The sequence below is a fragment of the Chromobacterium sp. ATCC 53434 genome, assembly GCF_002848345.1.
Taxonomy (GTDB): Bacteria; Pseudomonadota; Gammaproteobacteria; order Burkholderiales; family Chromobacteriaceae; genus Chromobacterium.
Genome location: NZ_CP025429.1, coordinates 4,945,546 through 4,963,208, shown reverse-complemented (window position 1 = coordinate 4,963,208; position 17,663 = coordinate 4,945,546). Strand labels below are relative to the sequence as shown.

The 17,663-nt window shown below is 61.1% G+C and carries 10 protein-coding genes, 2 tRNA genes and 3 rRNA genes; all 15 read right to left on the bottom strand.

Translation table 11 applies throughout. From position 1 onward, the window contains the following. Positions 1-6 precede the first annotated feature (6 nt). The gene (locus CXB49_RS22225) at positions 7-972 is read right to left on the bottom strand and encodes a biotin--[acetyl-CoA-carboxylase] ligase (RefSeq protein ID WP_101710381.1); all 966 of its coding nucleotides are present in this window, start codon (positions 970-972) and stop codon (positions 7-9) included. After that, entirely contained in the window at positions 969-1,469 is a 501-nt protein-coding gene (gene rfaE2 / locus CXB49_RS22220) for a D-glycero-beta-D-manno-heptose 1-phosphate adenylyltransferase (protein ID WP_101710380.1), read from the bottom strand. The genes CXB49_RS22225 and rfaE2 overlap by 4 nt, the downstream gene beginning before the upstream one ends. 121 nt (positions 1,470-1,590) lie before the next feature. Beyond that, positions 1,591-2,145, bottom strand: a complete 555-nt coding sequence (locus CXB49_RS22215) for a GspH/FimT family pseudopilin (RefSeq protein WP_101710820.1) — start codon at positions 2,143-2,145, stop codon at positions 1,591-1,593. Positions 2,146-2,154: 9 nt separating this feature from the next. Beyond that, entirely contained in the window at positions 2,155-2,562 is a 408-nt protein-coding gene (locus CXB49_RS22210; RefSeq protein WP_101710379.1) for a type IV pilin protein, read from the bottom strand. 24 nt (positions 2,563-2,586) lie between these two features. Next, entirely contained in the window at positions 2,587-6,258 is a 3,672-nt protein-coding gene (locus CXB49_RS22205; protein WP_101710378.1) for a pilus assembly protein, read from the bottom strand. Positions 6,259-6,265: 7 nt separating this feature from the next. Further along, on the bottom strand, positions 6,266-6,826 hold the full coding sequence (locus CXB49_RS22200) for a PilX N-terminal domain-containing pilus assembly protein (RefSeq protein ID WP_101710377.1): 561 nt from the start codon (positions 6,824-6,826) through the stop codon (positions 6,266-6,268). Further along, a complete protein-coding gene (locus CXB49_RS22195) occupies positions 6,823-7,890 on the bottom strand; it encodes a PilW family protein (RefSeq protein ID WP_158301005.1) in 1,068 nt (355 codons plus the stop codon). Before CXB49_RS22195 ends, CXB49_RS22200 begins: the two co-directional genes overlap by 4 nt. Then, complete coding sequence (gene pilV / locus CXB49_RS22190) at positions 7,887-8,360, bottom strand: type IV pilus modification protein PilV (RefSeq protein WP_101710375.1); 474 nt, start codon at positions 8,358-8,360, stop codon at positions 7,887-7,889. The genes CXB49_RS22195 and pilV overlap by 4 nt, the downstream gene beginning before the upstream one ends. Before the next feature lie 237 nt (positions 8,361-8,597). Beyond that, positions 8,598-8,712 (bottom strand): 5S ribosomal RNA (rrf, locus tag CXB49_RS22185). A gap of 124 nt (positions 8,713-8,836) precedes the next feature. Then, positions 8,837-11,728 (bottom strand): 23S ribosomal RNA (locus tag CXB49_RS22180). Between the two features lie 256 nt (positions 11,729-11,984). Further along, positions 11,985-12,060 (bottom strand) — tRNA-Ala (locus CXB49_RS22175). A gap of 86 nt (positions 12,061-12,146) precedes the next feature. Further along, a tRNA-Ile gene (locus CXB49_RS22170) sits at positions 12,147-12,223 on the bottom strand. A 182-nt stretch (positions 12,224-12,405) separates the two neighbouring features. Next, positions 12,406-13,941, bottom strand: a 16S ribosomal RNA gene (locus CXB49_RS22165). Together the 16S, 23S and 5S rRNA genes with 2 tRNA genes alongside form the textbook arrangement of a ribosomal RNA operon. A 456-nt stretch (positions 13,942-14,397) precedes the next feature. Beyond that, entirely contained in the window at positions 14,398-15,615 is a 1,218-nt protein-coding gene (argJ, locus tag CXB49_RS22160) for a bifunctional glutamate N-acetyltransferase/amino-acid acetyltransferase ArgJ (RefSeq protein WP_101710374.1), read from the bottom strand. A gap of 80 nt (positions 15,616-15,695) precedes the next feature. Beyond that, positions 15,696-17,492, bottom strand: coding sequence for a DNA helicase RecQ (gene recQ, locus CXB49_RS22155; RefSeq protein ID WP_101710373.1), 1,797 nt, complete (start codon positions 17,490-17,492; stop codon positions 15,696-15,698). Positions 17,493-17,663 lie beyond the last annotated feature (171 nt).

Below are 17,663 nucleotides of genomic sequence, written 5' to 3'. Positions count from 1 at the left end.
AAAAAATCATGAATAGGCTCTCAGACTGACTTCGCCGACATGAAAGGTGCGCATGCCGGTCGCCGTCTCCACCTGCAGCGCGCCGTTGTCGGCCACGCCGCACGCGATGCCGTCCACCGGCTCGCCATGCGAGAAGCTGAGCCGCACCGGCGAGCCGCGATGGGCGGCCAGTTGCCACCATTCGTCGCGCAGCGGCGCGAAACCGTCGCGGTCGAACGCCGCCAGCGCCGGCTCCAGCTCGTTGAGCAATGCCGCCATCACCCGGTTGCGGTCCGGCGCGACGCCGGCCTGCTCCAGCGTGGCCACCGGCTGGTCGACATCGCCCGGATCGGTGACGTTGAGGCCTATGCCTATCACCACCGTCGCCGGCCCCAGCGCGTCGCCGGACAGCTCGATCAGGATGCCGGCCAACTTGCGACGGTCCAGCAGCACATCGTTCGGCCACTTCAATTCCACCGGCGCGCCCAGCCCGCGCAAAGCGCGCGCCAGCGCCGCGCCGACCGTCAGCGACAGGCCGGCCAGCTCGGCCACGCCGCGCTCGAAGCGCCACAACAGCGAGAAGGTCAGACCCGATCCCAGCCGCGCCTGCCAGCGCCGGCCCAGCCGGCCGCGGCCGGCGGTCTGCTGCTCGCAGGCCAGCACCAGGCCGTGCAGGCCGCCGTTGCCGGCGCGCGCCATCAGCTGGCTATTGGTGGAGTCGGTACGCTCGGCCACCGCCAGCGTGAACGCCTCGGCCGCCGCCGGCGACAGGCCGGCGCGGATCGCGACGACGTCCAGCCAGCCGAACGGCCGCGCCAGCCGGTAACCCTGGCCGCGCACGCTGAACACCTGAAGTCCGAACTCCGCCTCGATCGCGTGCACCGCCTGCCACACCAGCGTGCGCGAACAGCCCAAAGCCCTGGCGATATCCTCGCCGGAATGAAAGCGGCCGTCGGACAGGTGGTGCAGCACCGCGAACGCGTGTTCGCTCACGCCTTGCTCTCGGCCGCGCGGATTTTCTGCAGCGTCTTGGTCGTCGAGGTGTCGAACAGGAACGGGATCGAGTGCACCTGGCCACCGCGCGCCAGCGTTTCCGCGCTGCCGACGATCTTGTCCACGGTCCAGTCTCCGCCCTTGACCAGCACGTCGGGCTGGATCAGCGCGATCAGCTCGGCCGGCGTGTCGGCGTCGAACCAGGTGACCAGGCTGACGCATTCCAGCGCCGCCAGCACCGCCGCCCTGTTCATTTCATTATTGATCGGGCGGTCGTCGCCCTTGCCCTGGCGCTTGACCGACGCGTCGGTATTGAGGCCCAGCACCAGGCTGGCGCCGAGCGCGCGCGCCTGGGCCAGATAGGTGACGTGGCCGCGATGCAGGATGTCGAAACAGCCGTTGGTGAACACCAGAGGCCGCGGCAGGGCCGCCAGGCGCTCGGCCAGCTGCTCGGGCAGGCAAATCTTGTCTTCAAACGACGGCGACGGGTAGGTCATGCTTTTCCTTGCGCAGAAACCAGCGCGGACGGCGGCAGCGATGGCGGCCGCGCGGCGCGATCAAAACGGGATGAGTCGCGAAGCATACCACCGTCACCGGCGCCTGCCCAAGCCCGGCAACTCACGGGCAGCTGAGCGCCGCGCCGGCCAGCGTGTAGCCGGTGCTGGCGGCCGCCTGGGCATAGCCGGTGGTCTGCAGATTGAACGACAGCGCGTAACTGGCGCCGCGGTTGTCGCAAATGCGGAAATCGCCGCTCTGCGCGGCGGCGACATACGGCGGCCGCGGATTGAAGCTGACGCTGGCTATCGTGCCGCTGGCGCTGCCGGTGGCCAGGCTGCCTATCGTCGGCGCGCCGGTGTAGGACAGCGTCTGCCGCGCCAGCACCGTCGACGACGAGCCCAGCGTCTCGATGATGATCCAGCCGGCGCTCCAGCTGCTGCCGCAGCTGCCGCCGGAAGCCGCGCTGTACGGGCAGACGGTGACCACGCTGTCGTCGTTGACCGCGGTGCCGCGCGCCTGGCCCAGCGCGCTGATCATATTGTCGCGGATGGCGTTCAGCCGCTCGTTCTGGACGAAGGTCTGCCAGGCCGGCAGGCCGACGGTGAGCAGGATGGCCAGCACCGCGATGGTGACCATCATCTCTATCATCGTGAAGCCGCTCCCCCTTGCTCGCATGCGTCCCCCTCAGTGCGGCCAGCAGGTGTTGCTGGTATCGGTGCCCTGCGAGTTGGCGGAACTCTTGGCGCCGCTATTGGTGACGTTGAGGCTGCTGCAGGTGGTGTCGTTGGCCTGCAGGCCGGTCGTCACCGGCGTGGCGGTCAGCACATAGCCGCTGGCGGTGGTGGCCGAGCCTATCTGCACCTGGTAGTAGCCGTTGGGCGAGGTCGTCGCCACGGCGCAGGCCGCGTTGTTATAGGCGAAATACTGCGCGTAGCACTGCTCCATCTGCGCTTGCGCCGCCGTCAGCGCCTGCCAGGCGTCGCTGCGGCGCGATCGCTGCACATAGTTGGAATATACCGGATAGGCGATCGACGCCAGGATGGCGACTATCGCCAACGTGATCATCAACTCCACCAGGCTCATGCCCCGCATGTCGATTCCTTTCTTGTTTGACGCCTACTGTATCTGCCACCAGCCGCTCCAGGAATAGAATTGTTGCGACGGACTGCTGGTGGTGCAGCTGAGCTGGCCGTTGGCGCAATTGCCGTTGCTCGAACTATTGCCGCCGCCGACCAGGATGCTGGCGCTGTAGCCACCCTGGTTGGAGGTGACGAAGGCCGGCGTCGACGCGAAGAAACTGCCCAGCTGCACGCCGGACACCGGCAACTGGTTGTACACATCCAGGCTGTTGACGATGCCGTCGCCATTGGCGTCGAGGAAGGGCTGCGTCGGCGGCGCGCCGGTGATGTAGTTAGACGACATCAGGAAGGACGTCCCGCCCGAGGTGCACGGCGTCGACGACGGCGTGAAAGTGGTGTACACCACATTGCCGGCGAACAACTGCGGATCGGTCAGCGCCCGCGCGCCGCTGCCGGCGAAGCCCAGCGTGTAATACCAGCCGTACAGCGTCGGGCAGGTGCTGCCGACGACGCAGCTCAGCGGCGGGTTCGGACTCTGCCAGTTATACGTGGTGGACGTGACCGTGGTCGTCGAGAAGCCCGACTGCGACGTCGTCACCGCGGTCTCGGTCTGCGCCAGCAGATTGGACGGCGTCAGACCGCTGACGGTCATATTGTCGTAAACGCCGTAGAAGGCCTGGGTGTTGGTATTGGTCAGATCGGACTGGGTCAGCAGCTGGCCGGTGCCGAAGAACACCATCACGCCCTTCTGCTTGGGGAAGTTCGGGTTCAGCGTCACCGCCGGCGCCGACGTGATCGGCTGGCGGTTGCCGCTGCTGTCGGTCGCCGAGAACAGCAGCCGCGCCGACCAGTTGGCCGGATTGGCGTTGCTGATGTTGATCACCCACATATTGCCCTGCAGATCGCCGGCATAGACGGTGTCGACCGCCGCGCTGGCGTTGCCGCTGCTATTGATCGCCACCACGCCGGACAGACCCTGCGGCGCGCTGCTGCTGCAGGCGCTGGCGACCACCGTGCACAGGTCTATCTTGGCCAGCGTGGCGCCGGTCTGCGGATTCACCGCGTAGAAGATAGCGTGATTGAGGCTGCTGGCGTAGCCGTTGCCGAAAAACACCGCGAAGCCGGGCGAGGCGTTGATGCGGGCGATGGTCGGCCGGCCGTAGCTATAGCCCATGCCGCTGTCGCTGAACTCCCACAGCACGGAGCTGGCCACCGCCGCCTCGGTGGTCAGGTTGGACGGCGTGGTGACGTCCAGCCCGTAAACCGTCTGGCCGCCGCCGCCGAGGCCGCCGGTGACGATGGTATGCCAGCTATTGTCGCTGAACATCACGTCGCCGACCTGCGGCGTGCCGTCGACGAAATACATGTGGTTGTTGTTGTAGCTCGTCGCGGTCAATTGATACAGATTGGAGAACACGCCGTTGGGCACGAAGGCGAACTGTTCGTTGCCGGTGGTGGCGTTGAACGCGTGCAGCATGCCGTCGTTGGCGCCGACGTACAGGATCGGCGTGCGGCTGGCGTTGTTGTTGATGAAGGTCTGGTAGCTGCTGTCGACATACGGCCCGTTGGGCTTGGCGACGTAGATCGGCGAGCTGTCTATGATGTCGCCGAGCAGATGACTGCGGTTGCGGAAGCCGCCGCCGTTCTGCACCTCCTGCGATTTGTCTCCGCGCAGGTAGTTCAGCCGCAGGCTGCCCTTCAGATCGGTCGGCTGCAACTGGGCCTGCTGCACGCTGTTGATGCCGCTGGCCGTCACCGAGGCCGGCCACTCGAACGGCACGCCCTTCTTGTTGACGCCGTCCCAGGTGGCGATCAGCCGGCTGTTCTGCCAGGCGCTGCCGCTGGAGAAGGTGTCGACCTGGGTCTGGGCCTGCCACAAGGCGCTGGTGCCGACATTCAGCGAACCGCTAGAACCCAGTGAATAGGCCGACAGATTGCCGGTCCAGTCGCTGTTCGGCGTGTCGCTGGGATTGAAGCTGGCCAGAAAGGCCTGCGAGCCGGTGCTGAGCGTGGCGCTGTTCAGCGCCACCGAGGCCTGGTCGTAGCTGCCCTTCTGGATTTGCACCAAGATGGCGCCGAGCGCGGTGCTGAACGCGCCCGCGTTCACCGCCGGGTAATAGCTGCCGGTGCCACCGGCCACCGCCATCGCCGTCAGCGCCTTGGCGGCGGTCGGATTCTCCGCCGGCGCCACCCCGGCGCCCAGGCCGATCACATAGGTCTTGATGCCGCTGCTGGCCAGCGTCTGGATCTGCGTGATCGTGTCCAGCAGCGCCTGGCTGTTGGTGCCGCTGGTATTCAGCGAGCCGTCGGCGTTGAAACTGGCGGTGACGCCATAGCCGGCGGCGGCGGCGGAACCGACCGGCGGCCACAGATTGCCGCTCTTGTCCTGCGTCGGCAGGCCGTCGGTGACCAACACCACGTATTTCTGCGAAGTGCAGCCGCTGCTGGACGAGCTGCTGGTGAACGAGGTCTGCGCCGTCTTCAACAGCGCGTAGATCGGCGACTGCCCGGCCGACGACTTGATCTCCGTCGTGCTGGCGGAATTGGTTTCCGGCTGCAGATACGGCGAGAAGGTGTTGTAAGAGGTGGTGATCGCCGAGCTGGACGGCGTCGAGCCTAGGCTGGTCATCGCCACATTGCTCTTGGCCGCGCTATACGATTGCGATCCGCTATAGCCCCAGCCCCGCTGCACATACATCACCCCGGGCGAGTACGGCACATAGCCGGCATTGGTCGGCGAAGTCGCCCAGTAATTGAACAAGCCGCCAGGCGCCACCGCGCTGTACGACACGCTGACCGAGCCGCTCTTGTAATTGTTCAGCGTATAGTAGGTATACGGGTTGGACGGGCTGACGATGCCGTAGGTCAGGAAGATCGGTGCCTGATTGGACGTGCTGTACAGCACGTCGTTGATGCTGGCGTCGTCGCTGGTGGCCGCCACCGTCATGTACGGCGCCAGGCTCATCGTGACGCCGCTGATCCCCATGCCCAGCGCCATCGCCGCGCAATTGACCTTGATCGTCGAAAACAAGATGCCCAGCGACAGATAGTTGTAGCAAGGGTTGATCACGCTGTCGACATAGCTGTTGGCGAACGGCGTGGCGGTGAAGCCGAAGCCCAGCGGCGGCGACATGTAGTAAACCCAGGTGGTGTTCAAGGTGGGATTGCTCACCTGGTAGGACAGCAGCGCGAAGTCGGTGGTCGCCAGATAGGTGTTCAGAATGGACAGGATCCCCGCCTTGGCGACGTTGAGCCGCGACGGGCTGTTGTCGCCCAGCCGGCCAAGCGACACCGTGGACGTATACGGCTGCGAGCTGCCGGCCGCGCCGCCGCTGATCGGCGGCGTGAAGCCGGACGGCACCGGGTAGTTGGTCGGCGACGACGAGCCGGTCAGCCCCGACACCGCGCCGGAGCCGGTCATCAGGGCGCCGCCGCGGCCGGTATAGGTGGTGGAGAAGCCATTGCTGCAATTGGCGTTGCTGTTGCCGGTACCGTTGCAATAAGTGATGGTGCTGCCGTCCATCGACTGGGAATTGGTCACCGCGATCACCACCTGCGGCCGCGCCGGCGTGGTGATGGTCAGCGGCACCTGCGAAATCGCCAGCGTGGCGGTGGAGCCGGCGCCGCGCACCCAGAAGGCCGCCAAGGCCAGCCCGGTCAGCAGCGCAATGCTGCCGACGATGCGCATCAATTTTGTCTGCTTCGCCATATCCGCCTCACTGCGTGAAAATCGCCTGCACCACCACCGGACTGGCGCCGGTGGAAGTCACGACCCGGGCCGTCACCCGGTAGTTGTTGCCGCCGGCCACCTGGCCGTAGATGCCGCGGTTGCCGCAACTGGCGCCGGCGCGGCACGCGGCCGGCATGCTCTCCACCACATAGCTGCTGGTGACGCTGGAACTGGGCGGCGTGCCGGTGTAGCCGGGAATCGATTTGGTGCTATCGGTCCAGAACGACGAGGTATTCAGATTCTGCTGCCAGATCGGCAGGCTGCTGGCATTGAACTGGTAGTAGCCGTTGCTGCCGGACGTGGTATAGGTCTGACTGGCGAACGTGCCCTGCAGCATCGCCGAATACGCCTGCCGCAGCGTGCCCTCCGCCAACTGGAGATTGTTCTGGTACTGCACGTTGTTGCTGGCCAGATGCAGCTGGGTCAGCGACTGCGTGCTGCCGGCAAGGCCCAGAATCATCACCACCAGCATGAAGATCAGCGCGACGATCAGCACAATGCCGCGTTGCGACGCGCGGCCCCGGCGGGAAAAGCGGTTCGGGTTCATAAGCCGGCATTCCTCAATGCGACCGTCATCGTGTAGACATGGCGCAGCCGGGCGTCGCACGGCACGGTAACGGTGGCGCCCAGCAGCGTCCACTGCGTCTGATTGACGCAAGTACTGCGTCCGGACGGCGTGGTTGGCCCCGAGCCTTTCGGCCCCTCCAGCAACACCGCCAGCCGCAGGCTGTTGACCTGGCTCCAGTTGCTCACCTGATTGGCCGTCAGATACTGGGTGGTCACGCCCGGCGTGCTGCCTATGCCGTACCACACCTGCAAGGCGTCGATGCCGGGCACGATGGGCGTCGTCTGCCAACTGGAAGTCGTTCCGTCGTAAACCGCCTGGTACAGCGCGCTTTGCGCGCCGGAGGCCTGGCCGACGAAATAGGCGGTCTGCGACAACGGCGACGCCACCGAACCGACCGGGTAATCGCTGTCCAGCGCCTGGGAAAGATTGATCACATTGCCGCCGCTGGCGGTGCCTACGCTGCTGACCTTCATGATCGACGAATGGCCGCAATTGGAGACCGCCAACAGATTGTTGGTCGCCACGCCGGACGCCGACTGGGTCTTCAAGGCCGTGGCGCCGGCCGACGCGTAGACATTGACCCACAGCGGCACCGTGCCGTTGGTCTGGCCGCTGAAAACCAGCACGTCGCTACCCTTGGCCACCTTGCCCTGCAGACTGGAGTCCAGCGTCGGACTCCAATCGGTCAAGGTGCTGTCGTTGCTGCCGTTCAGCGCCGAAATCGTCAGCGTCGACGACGCCAGCACCGCGTCGTAACCGGTCACCGGCGTGTTGAAATTGGCCAACAGGCCGGTGGCGCTGACCAGGGCGTTGGAAGTCGTCGCGCCGGAACAGCCGAAGAAACCGGAGCCTCGGGCCGTCTGCCCGATCAGGCTGGAGACCGTGGTGCCGGCGTTCTGCAACTGCCCCTGGCCGGAATTGGTCGAATAGTCCTTGCGCCCCGCCACCATCACGCTGACCAGCGAAGTCAGCAGCAACAAGCCGATGGTGATCGCCACCATCAACTCGACGAGGGAAAAACCGGTCTGCGCGCGCGGCTTCACATGATGGTCCTCACGATTTGGGTCTGCACCGTGCCGCCGCTGGCGGCGTTGCCGTCGCTCCACCACACTTGAACCACGCGCTCGGTGCTGGCCCCGCCGGTCGGCGGATAGATGCTGCCGGTGCCGCTAGGCAGATTGTTCTGCAGATCGCTCAGCCACTGGTATTTGTCGTAGCCGGCCATCGCCGACGCGGTGCAGGCGCTGGACACGCAATTGCTCTGGAAGGTAGACGGACTGACGCCGGAGGCGACATCGTAGGAGCCGGCGCTGACCTGGGCCGGGTTGGCCCGCATCCTGTCCACCATGTCGTAGGCGTACTGGTTCGCCATCTGGCGGATATAGCTGGAGCCGCTGGCCCGCTCGGCGTTCAGCATCACCGCGATCGCCGCCAGCACGCCCATCGCCAGCACCAGCAACGAGATCAGGATCTCCAGCATGGTAAAGCCGCGCGCCCCCCGCTTCCCGTCCATTTCCCGGCCTCCCAAACGTTATGAGAATGGCTGTCAACCATTACCATCAGCATAGGGTATGGTCAGTCATCCACGATGGAGCGGCCGACGGAAGTAGCCTAAGCGACGACAAACGGCCGGATCGACGCAAAACAGCCCCGCCGGATTGCTCCGGCGGGGCTGTTTTTCGGGGTCGTGCGTTTCGGCCGCACAACGCAAAAACCCCAGCTCATCGAGCTGGGGTTTCGCTTATCGGGCGTCTGGCGGTGTCCTACTTTCACATGGCGAATGCCACACTATCATCGGCGCTAAGGCGTTTCACGATCCTGTTCGGGATGGGAAGGCGTGGGACCACCTCGCTATGGCCACCAGACATAAACTGGTACAAACTCAAGAAGCCTGGGCCGGTTTCAAACCAACCCTCGAATATTCGGTATTTAATTGTGTCGCACAACACTCCATCATCGTCACCTGGTTCTCCAAGTCACTCAAATGATAGGATCAAGCCTCACGAGCAATTAGTATCGGTTAGCTTCACGCCTCACAGCGCTTCCACACCCGACCTATCAACGTCCTGGTCTCGAACGACTCTTCAGGGAGGTCAAGCCTCCAGGGAAGTCTCATCTTCAGGCGAGTTTCCCGCTTAGATGCTTTCAGCGGTTATCTCTTCCGAACTTAGCTACCCGGCGATGCCACTGGCGTGACAACCGGTACACCAGAGGTTCGTCCACTCCGGTCCTCTCGTACTAGGAGCAGCCCCCGTCAAACTTCCAACGCCCACTGCAGATAGGGACCAAACTGTCTCACGACGTTTTGAACCCAGCTCACGTACCACTTTAAATGGCGAACAGCCATACCCTTGGGACCGGCTACAGCCCCAGGATGTGATGAGCCGACATCGAGGTGCCAAACACCGCCGTCGATGTGAACTCTTGGGCGGTATCAGCCTGTTATCCCCGGAGTACCTTTTATCCGTTGAGCGATGGCCCTTCCATACAGAACCACCGGATCACTATGTCCTGCTTTCGCACCTGCTCGACTTGTCGGTCTCGCAGTTAAGCTACCTTTTGCCATTGCACTATCAGCACGATTTCCGACCGTACCTAGGTAACCTTCGAACTCCTCCGTTACACTTTGGGAGGAGACCGCCCCAGTCAAACTGCCTACCATGCACTGTCCCCAATCCGGATCACGGACCAAGGTTAGAACCTCAAACACACCAGGGTGGTATTTCAAGGTCGGCTCCACCAGAACTAGCGTCCTGGCTTCAAAGCCTCCCACCTATCCTACACAAGTCTGTTCAAAGTCCAATGCAAAGCTACAGTAAAGGTTCACGGGGTCTTTCCGTCTAGCAGCGGGGAGATTGCATCTTCACAAACACTTCAACTTCGCTGAGTCTCAGGAGGAGACAGTGTGGCCATCGTTACGCCATTCGTGCGGGTCGGAACTTACCCGACAAGGAATTTCGCTACCTTAGGACCGTTATAGTTACGGCCGCCGTTTACCGGGGCTTCGATCAAGAGCTTGCACCCCATCACTTAACCTTCCGGCACCGGGCAGGCGTCACACCGTATACGTCCACTTTCGTGTTGGCACAGTGCTGTGTTTTTGTTAAACAGTCGCAGCCACCGATTCTCTGCGACCTGTCAAAGCTTCGTGAGTAAATCACTACACCTCAACAGGCATACCTTCTCCCGAAGTTACGGTATCAATTTGCCGAGTTCCTTCTCCTGAGTTCTCTCAAGCGCCTTAGAATTCTCATCCTGCCCACCTGTGTCGGTTTGCGGTACGGTTCTTATGTAGCTGAAGCTTAGTGGCTTTTCCTGGAAGCGTGGTATCAGTCACTTCAGGTCCGTAGACCCTCGTTATCACGTCTCGGCCTTAAGGGGCGGCGGATTTGCCTACCACCCCAGCCTACCGGCTTGAACAGACTATTCCAACAGTCTGCTGACCTAACCTTCTCCGTCCCCACATCGCACTACATAAAAGTACGGGAATTTTAACCCGTTTCCCATCGACTACGCTTTTCAGCCTCGCCTTAGGGGCCGACTCACCCTACGCCGATGAACGTTGCGTAGGAAACCTTGGGCTTTCGGCGAGCGGGCTTTTCACCCGCTTTATCGCTACTCATGTCAGCATTCGCACTTCTGATATCTCCAGCATCCCTTACGAGACACCTTCACAGACCTACAGAACGCTCCCCTACCACGCACAGTAAACTGTGCATCCGCAGCTTCGGTTATCAGTTTGAGCCCCGTTACATCTTCCGCGCAGGACGACTCGACCAGTGAGCTATTACGCTTTCTTTAAATGATGGCTGCTTCTAAGCCAACATCCTGGCTGTCTGGGCCTTCCCACTTCGTTTACCACTTAACTGATCATTTGGGACCTTAGCTGGCGGTCTGGGTTGTTTCCCTCTTGACGATGGACGTTAGCACCCACCGTCTGTCTCCCATGATTGCACTTTCCGGTATTCAGAGTTTGCCATGGTTTGGTAAATCGCAATGACCCCCTAGCCATAACAGTGCTTTACCCCCGGAAGTGATACATGAGGCACTACCTAAATAGTTTTCGGGGAGAACCAGCTATCTCCGAGTTTGTTTAGCCTTTCACCCCTATCCACAGCTCATCCCCTAGTTTTGCAACACTAGTGGGTTCGGACCTCCAGTGCGTGTTACCGCACCTTCATCCTGGCCATGGATAGATCACTCGGTTTCGGGTCTACGCCCAGCAACTAAATCGCCCTATTCGGACTCGGTTTCCCTACGCCTCCCCTATTCGGTTAAGCTTGCTACTGAACGTAAGTCGCTGACCCATTATACAAAAGGTACGCAGTCACGGAACAAGTCCGCTCCCACTGTTTGTATGCATCCGGTTTCAGGTTCTATTTCACTCCCCTCCCGGGGTTCTTTTCGCCTTTCCCTCACGGTACTGGTTCACTATCGGTCGATCACGAGTATTTAGCCTTGGAGGATGGTCCCCCCATCTTCAGACAGGATTTCGCGTGTCCCGCCCTACTTCTCGTACGCCTAGTCCCTGGAATGTGTTTTCGTGTACGGGGCTATCACCCACTACGGCGGTCCTTTCCATGAACCTTCCACTAACACAATCCATAACACGTACAGGCTGTTCCGCGTTCGCTCGCCACTACTTACGGAATCTCGGTTGATTTCTATTCCTCGAGTTACTTAGATGTTTCAGTTCACTCGGTTCGCTTCCACTGACCTATGTATTCAGTCAGGGATACCGCCTAAGCGGTGGGTTTCCCCATTCGGATATCGCGGGATCAAAGCTCTATTGCCAGCTCCCCCGCGCTTTTCGCAGGCTTACACGTCCTTCATCGCCTGTGATCGCCAAGGCATCCACCAGATGCACTTAGTCGCTTGACCCTATCATTTCAGTAACCTAAATCACTAAAACAACAGAGAGTGTTTGTGCGACGACTGCACCGCCCCTTTTGATATGGCGACGCAGCCTTAGATACAATCAAATACCCAAGATGACGATTCATTCAACAGAAGAGTTAACTCCTATTGTTTGTTTCGCCGTCTTATATATTCGGCTTCTTCAGTTTGTTAAAGATCGGGCGTTTCTACAACGCAAACAGAATCAAACTTTTCAATTTGATTTTGTTTGCGGCGTGAGTGGTGGAGGATGACGGGATCGAACCGACGACCCCCTGCTTGCAAAGCAGGTGCTCTCCCAACTGAGCTAATCCCCCTCTTTTTGGGTGATGCTGCGTTGCTCAGTCGCTCATGTGCATGAGCACACTTCGCTTCTTCGCGCCTTGCCTGACCCAAAAAATACTGGTGGGTCTGGTAGGACTCGAACCTACGACCCCTGCGTTATCAACACAGTGCTCTAACCAGCTGAGCTACAAACCCAGTAGTCGTTTGATACCACATCCTTTTCGATCAAAATCAAGCAGATCAAGGCGAAAGCTGACGACGTGTACATCGAGTACACGAGGAGGCTTTCAACGCAGAGCTGCGCAGATTTTCATCGAAAATGCCCTTAACTTGAATAACCGATAGGTTGTAAGTACTTGGCAATCGCCAGTCTCTAGAAAGGAGGTGATCCAGCCGCAGGTTCCCCTACGGCTACCTTGTTACGACTTCACCCCAGTCATGAATCCCACCGTGGTAAGCGGCCTCCTTACGGTTAGCCTACCCACTTCTGGTGAAACTCACTCCCATGGTGTGACGGGCGGTGTGTACAAGACCCGGGAACGTATTCACCGCAGCATGCTGATCTGCGATTACTAGCGATTCCGACTTCACGCACTCGAGTTGCAGAGTGCGATCCGGACTACGATCGGTTTTCTGAGATTAGCTCCACCTCGCGGCTTGGCAACCCTCTGTACCGACCATTGTATGACGTGTGAAGCCCTGCTCATAAGGGCCATGAGGACTTGACGTCATCCCCACCTTCCTCCGGTTTGTCACCGGCAGTCTCATTAGAGTGCCCAACTTAATGATGGCAACTAATGACAAGGGTTGCGCTCGTTGCGGGACTTAACCCAACATCTCACGACACGAGCTGACGACAGCCATGCAGCACCTGTGTTACGGCTCCCTTTCGGGCACCAAGCCATCTCTGGCAAGTTCCGTACATGTCAAGAGCAGGTAAGGTTTTTCGCGTTGCATCGAATTAATCCACATCATCCACCGCTTGTGCGGGTCCCCGTCAATTCCTTTGAGTTTTAACCTTGCGGCCGTACTCCCCAGGCGGTCAATTTCACGCGTTAGCTACGCTACCAAGGATTCAAACCCCCAACAGCTAATTGACATCGTTTAGGGCGTGGACTACCAGGGTATCTAATCCTGTTTGCTCCCCACGCTTTCGTGCATGAGCGTCAGTGTCATCCCAGGGGGCTGCCTTCGCCATCGGTATTCCTCCACATCTCTACGCATTTCACTGCTACACGTGGAATTCTACCCCCCTCTGACGCACTCTAGTCGTGCAGTCTCCAATGCCGTTCCCAGGTTGAGCCCGGGGCTTTCACATCAGACTTACACAACCGCCTGCGCACGCTTTACGCCCAGTAATTCCGATTAACGCTTGCACCCTACGTATTACCGCGGCTGCTGGCACGTAGTTAGCCGGTGCTTATTCTTCAGGTACTGTCATCCCCGCCAGGTATTAACCAGCGGGATTTCCTCCCTGACAAAAGTCCTTTACAACCCGAAGGCCTTCTTCAGACACGCGGCATGGCTGGATCAGGCTTGCGCCCATTGTCCAAAATTCCCCACTGCTGCCTCCCGTAGGAGTCTGGGCCGTGTCTCAGTCCCAGTGTGGCGGATCATCCTCTCAGACCCGCTACTGATCGTCGCCTTGGTGAGCTCTTACCTCCCCAACTAGCTAATCAGACATCGGCTGCTCGTATAACGTGAGGCCTTACGGTCCCCCACTTTCCCCCTCAGGGCGTATGCGGTATTAATCCGGCTTTCGCCGAGCTATCCCCCATTACACGGTACATTCCGATGCATTACTCACCCGTTCGCCACTCGTCAGCGGTGCAAGCACCCTGTTACCGTTCGACTTGCATGTGTAAAGCATGCCGCCAGCGTTCAATCTGAGCCAGGATCAAACTCTTCAGTTCAATCTCATAGCAATTTTCTGGCACGCAAGTTCAAAGAAATAAACAAGTATCTCTTGTCTCTTGCAGTGCAAGTGTCGGCTTTCGCCAAGCACTTACACCTATCGGTTATTCGTTCTGTTAAAGAGCAGTGCTGGCCGCTGCGTCGTCTTCACCGGAACCGTTTCGTTTCCGCTGTTTCGTTCGCTGCGTCAGCTGAGGAGACGAACTATACCTACGCGCTCAGCCTCGGTCAACAGGTTTTTTGAGAAAAAGCGAAGATTTTCGCAAAACAATCAACAAACCATTGATATGAAATAGATTTATGAAATACGACTTTGGTCCTGCTGTGCCGATCACCTATCCAGGCTGGCCTCCTCCGCCGATTTCTCCTATCGGAAAAATGAAAAAAGCCCCGAAATCCCGGGGCTTTTCTCTATAAAGCGCTTTTTCCAAACTTATCTGGCTCGTCGAATCGGCTCAGCTGCGGTAGTCGGCGTTGATGCGCACATATTCATAGGAGAAGTCGCAGGTCCAGACTTTGGCGCTGGCGGCGCCTCGCCCCAACTCCACCCTGACGGTGATCTCGCTGCGGTTCATCACCTGCTGCCCCATCTCCTCGCGGTAATCCGGATCGCGACCGCCGTCGCGGGCCACCAGCACATCATCCAGATAGAGAGACAGACGATCGACATCCAGGTCGGCGACGCCGGCGTAACCGATGGCGGCGAGCAAGCGGCCCAGATTCGGATCGGAAGCGAAGAAGGCGGTCTTCACCAGCGGCGAGCGGGCGATCGCGTAGGCGACGTCCTTGCACTCGGCCGTCGAACGGCCACCGTTCACCTCGACGGTGATGAATTTGGTGGCGCCCTCGCCGTCGCGGACGATGGCCTGCGCCAGCTCGATCGCGACATCCAGCAACGCCTGCCTCAGAACCGGATAAGCCGCTTGCTCGACGGAATCGATCAGACCGGCCTCGCTCTTGCCGGTGGAAATCAGGATGAAGCTGTCGTTGGTGGAGGTGTCGCCGTCGACGGTGATGCTGTTGAATGATTGGTCGGCCACTTCTTTGACCAGCTGGTCCAGCAGCGGACGGGTCACGGCGGCGTCGGTGGCGACGAAGCCGAGCATGGTGGCCATATTGGGGTGGATCATGCCCGAGCCCTTGGCGATGCCGGTGACGGTGACCGGCTTGCCGTCGATCAGCACCGTGCGGCTGGCGGCCTTGGCCAGCGTGTCGGTGGTCATGATGGCCTCGGCGGCCTCGGCCCAGTCGGCCTGTCGCAGCGCGGGCAGCGCGCCGACGATCTTGTCGGCCGGCAGCGGCTCCAGAATCACGCCGGTGGAGAACGGCAGCACCTGCTCGACCTCCAGCTGCTCGCGCCCGGCGACCTCCCGGCAAACCCGCAGCGCCCGTTCGCGGCCATCGACACCGGTGCCGGCGTTAGCATTGCCGGTGTTGACCACCAGGGCGCGAATCTGCACGCCGGCGGCCAGGTGTTCCCGACACAGTTGAACCGGCGCCGCGCAGAAACGATTGCGGGTGAATACGCCGGCCACGGTGTTGCCCTTGTCCAGCTTCAACACCAGCAGGTCCTTGCGGCCCGGGGTCTTGATGCCGGCCTCGGCGACCAGCAAGTCGACGCCGGCGACCGGCGGCAGCAGGCTGGCCTGCGGCGGATTCAGATTCACAGCCATGCACTTCTCCAAAACTTATAAATATGCGACCTATTGTATAAGAATTTGGTCATTCATGGCGCAACAAGACGCCGCCGCGCTCAGTCCTGGGCTTCTCCGAGGCAGCGCAGCAAGGCCTCGCCGTAACGGGCCAGCTTCAATTCGCCAAGGCCATAGATGCGCTGCAGGCCAGGCAGGCTGTCCGGACGCTTCTCGACCAGGTCGCGCAGCGTGCGGTCGGAGAATACCGCGTAGGCCGGCACATTGTGCTCGTCGGCCACCTGGCGGCGCCAGCGCCGCAGCGCCTGCCACAGCCGCTCTTCCCGCTCGGTGCGCAGCCAGCGGTCGGCGCCGCCGCTGCCTCGCGATTTCTTCTCATCGGCCAGCGGACGCAGATAAATGCTTTGCTCGCCCTTCAGCAGCGGCCGGCAGGCGTCGGTCAACACCAGCGACTGGCCGCGCGCGATATCCACCTGCACCAGCTGGCGCGCCACCAGCTGGCGGACGATGGAGCGCCACCAGCGCTGGTTCATGTCCTTGCCGATGCCGTAGGTGCTGAGCTGGTCGTGGCGGTGATGGCCGATGCTGGGATTCTGCCGCCCGAGCAGCACGTCGATGACGTGGCCGGTCGGGAAACGCTGCCCCACTCTATAGATGCAGGACAGCAGCTTGCGCACCGGCTCGGTGGCGTCGTAGGTGATCGGCGGATGCAGGCAGTTGTCGCAATGGCCGCAAGGGCGGCTTTCCTCGCCGAAATGCGCGAGGATGTGCTGACGGCGGCAGCCCGCCGTTTCGCAGAAGGCCAGCATCGCGTCCAGCTTGCTCAATTCCACCTGCTTCTGCAGCTCGGCCATCTCGCCGCCTTCTATCATCTGCCGCAGTTGCACCACGTCGTTGAGACCGTAGCACAGCCAGCTGGCCGACGGCAGGCCGTCGCGGCCGGCGCGGCCGGATTCCTGATAGAAGTTCTCCGGGCTCTTGGGCATGTCGATATGGGCGACGAAGCGCACGTCCGGCTTGTCTATGCCCATGCCGAAGGCGACGGTGGCCACCATCACGATGCCATCCTCGCGCAGAAACAAGCGCTGGTTGGCTTCGCGCTCGGCGTGACTCAGGCCGGCGTGATAGGCCAACGCCTCGATGCCGTTCTCCCTCAGCCACTGGGCGGTGTCCTCCACCCGCTTGCGCGACAGGCAATAGACGATGCCGGTGGCGCCCTGATGCTCCTGGCGGATGAAATCCAGCAGCTGCTTCTTGGCGTTGTGCTTTTCCACCACCTGGTAGAACAGGTTGGGTCGGTCGAAGCTGGACAGGAAGACCCGCGCCTCGGACAGCTTCAGGTAATGAATGATGTCGAGCCGGGTCTGCTCGTCGGCGGTGGCGGTCAGCGCGATCCGCGGCACCTGCGGGAACTGCTCGGCCAGCATGCCCAGCTGCTGGTATTCCGGCCGGAAGTCGTGGCCCCAGTGGCTGACGCAGTGCGCCTCGTCGATCGCGAACAAGGCGATCTTCAGGCTGGCCATGAACTCCTGGAAACGCGGCGTCAACAGCCGCTCCGGCGCCACGTAGAGCAGGTCCAGCGTGCCGGCGCGCGCCTGGCGCGAGATATCGCGCGCCTCGTCCGGCGGAGTGGCGGAATTCAGGCAGGCCGCCGCGACGCCCAGTTCCTGCAGCGTGGCCACCTGGTCCTGCATCAGCGCGATCAGCGGCGACACCACGATGGCGATGCCGTCGCGCAGCAGCGCCGGGATCTGATAGCACAGGCTCTTGCCGCCGCCGGTGGGCATCAGCACCAGCGCGTGGCCGCCGTGGGCTAGCTGTTCGACGATCTCCTGCTGCTGCCCGCGAAATTCCGGGTAGCCGAAAATATGATTGAGAATGGAGACAGCGTCTTGCATGCCGGGAACCGGGAGAGCGGAAAAAACGTCATTGTACGGCGGCTGCACGCGGGGGACAAAAAAAGAGGCCGCCAGGGAAGGCGGCCACAAGTTGGATGGAGACAATGTGAAACGAAGAGGAAAAATGCTCTCGCACTGTGAGAGACCGGCCCTCAGGCGATAAAGTTCCGT

Bases quoted from the DNA above. Each gene is read 5' to 3' on its own strand.
- rfaE2 (WP_101710380.1), bottom strand. From the start codon at position 1,469: ATGACCTACCCGTCGCCGTCGTTTGAAGACAAGATTTGCCTGCCCGAG.
- pilV (WP_101710375.1), bottom strand. From the start codon at position 8,360: ATGGACGGGAAGCGGGGGGCGCGCGGCTTTACCATGCTGGAGATCCTG.
- CXB49_RS22200 (WP_101710377.1), bottom strand. From the start codon at position 6,826: ATGAACCCGAACCGCTTTTCCCGCCGGGGCCGCGCGTCGCAACGCGGC.
- CXB49_RS22215 (WP_101710820.1), bottom strand. From the start codon at position 2,145: ATGCGAGCAAGGGGGAGCGGCTTCACGATGATAGAGATGATGGTCACC.
- argJ (WP_101710374.1), bottom strand. From the start codon at position 15,615: ATGGCTGTGAATCTGAATCCGCCGCAGGCCAGCCTGCTGCCGCCGGTC.
- recQ (WP_101710373.1), bottom strand. From the start codon at position 17,492: ATGCAAGACGCTGTCTCCATTCTCAATCATATTTTCGGCTACCCGGAA.
- CXB49_RS22210 (WP_101710379.1), bottom strand. From the start codon at position 2,562: ATGCGGGGCATGAGCCTGGTGGAGTTGATGATCACGTTGGCGATAGTC.
- CXB49_RS22205 (WP_101710378.1), bottom strand. From the start codon at position 6,258: ATGGCGAAGCAGACAAAATTGATGCGCATCGTCGGCAGCATTGCGCTG.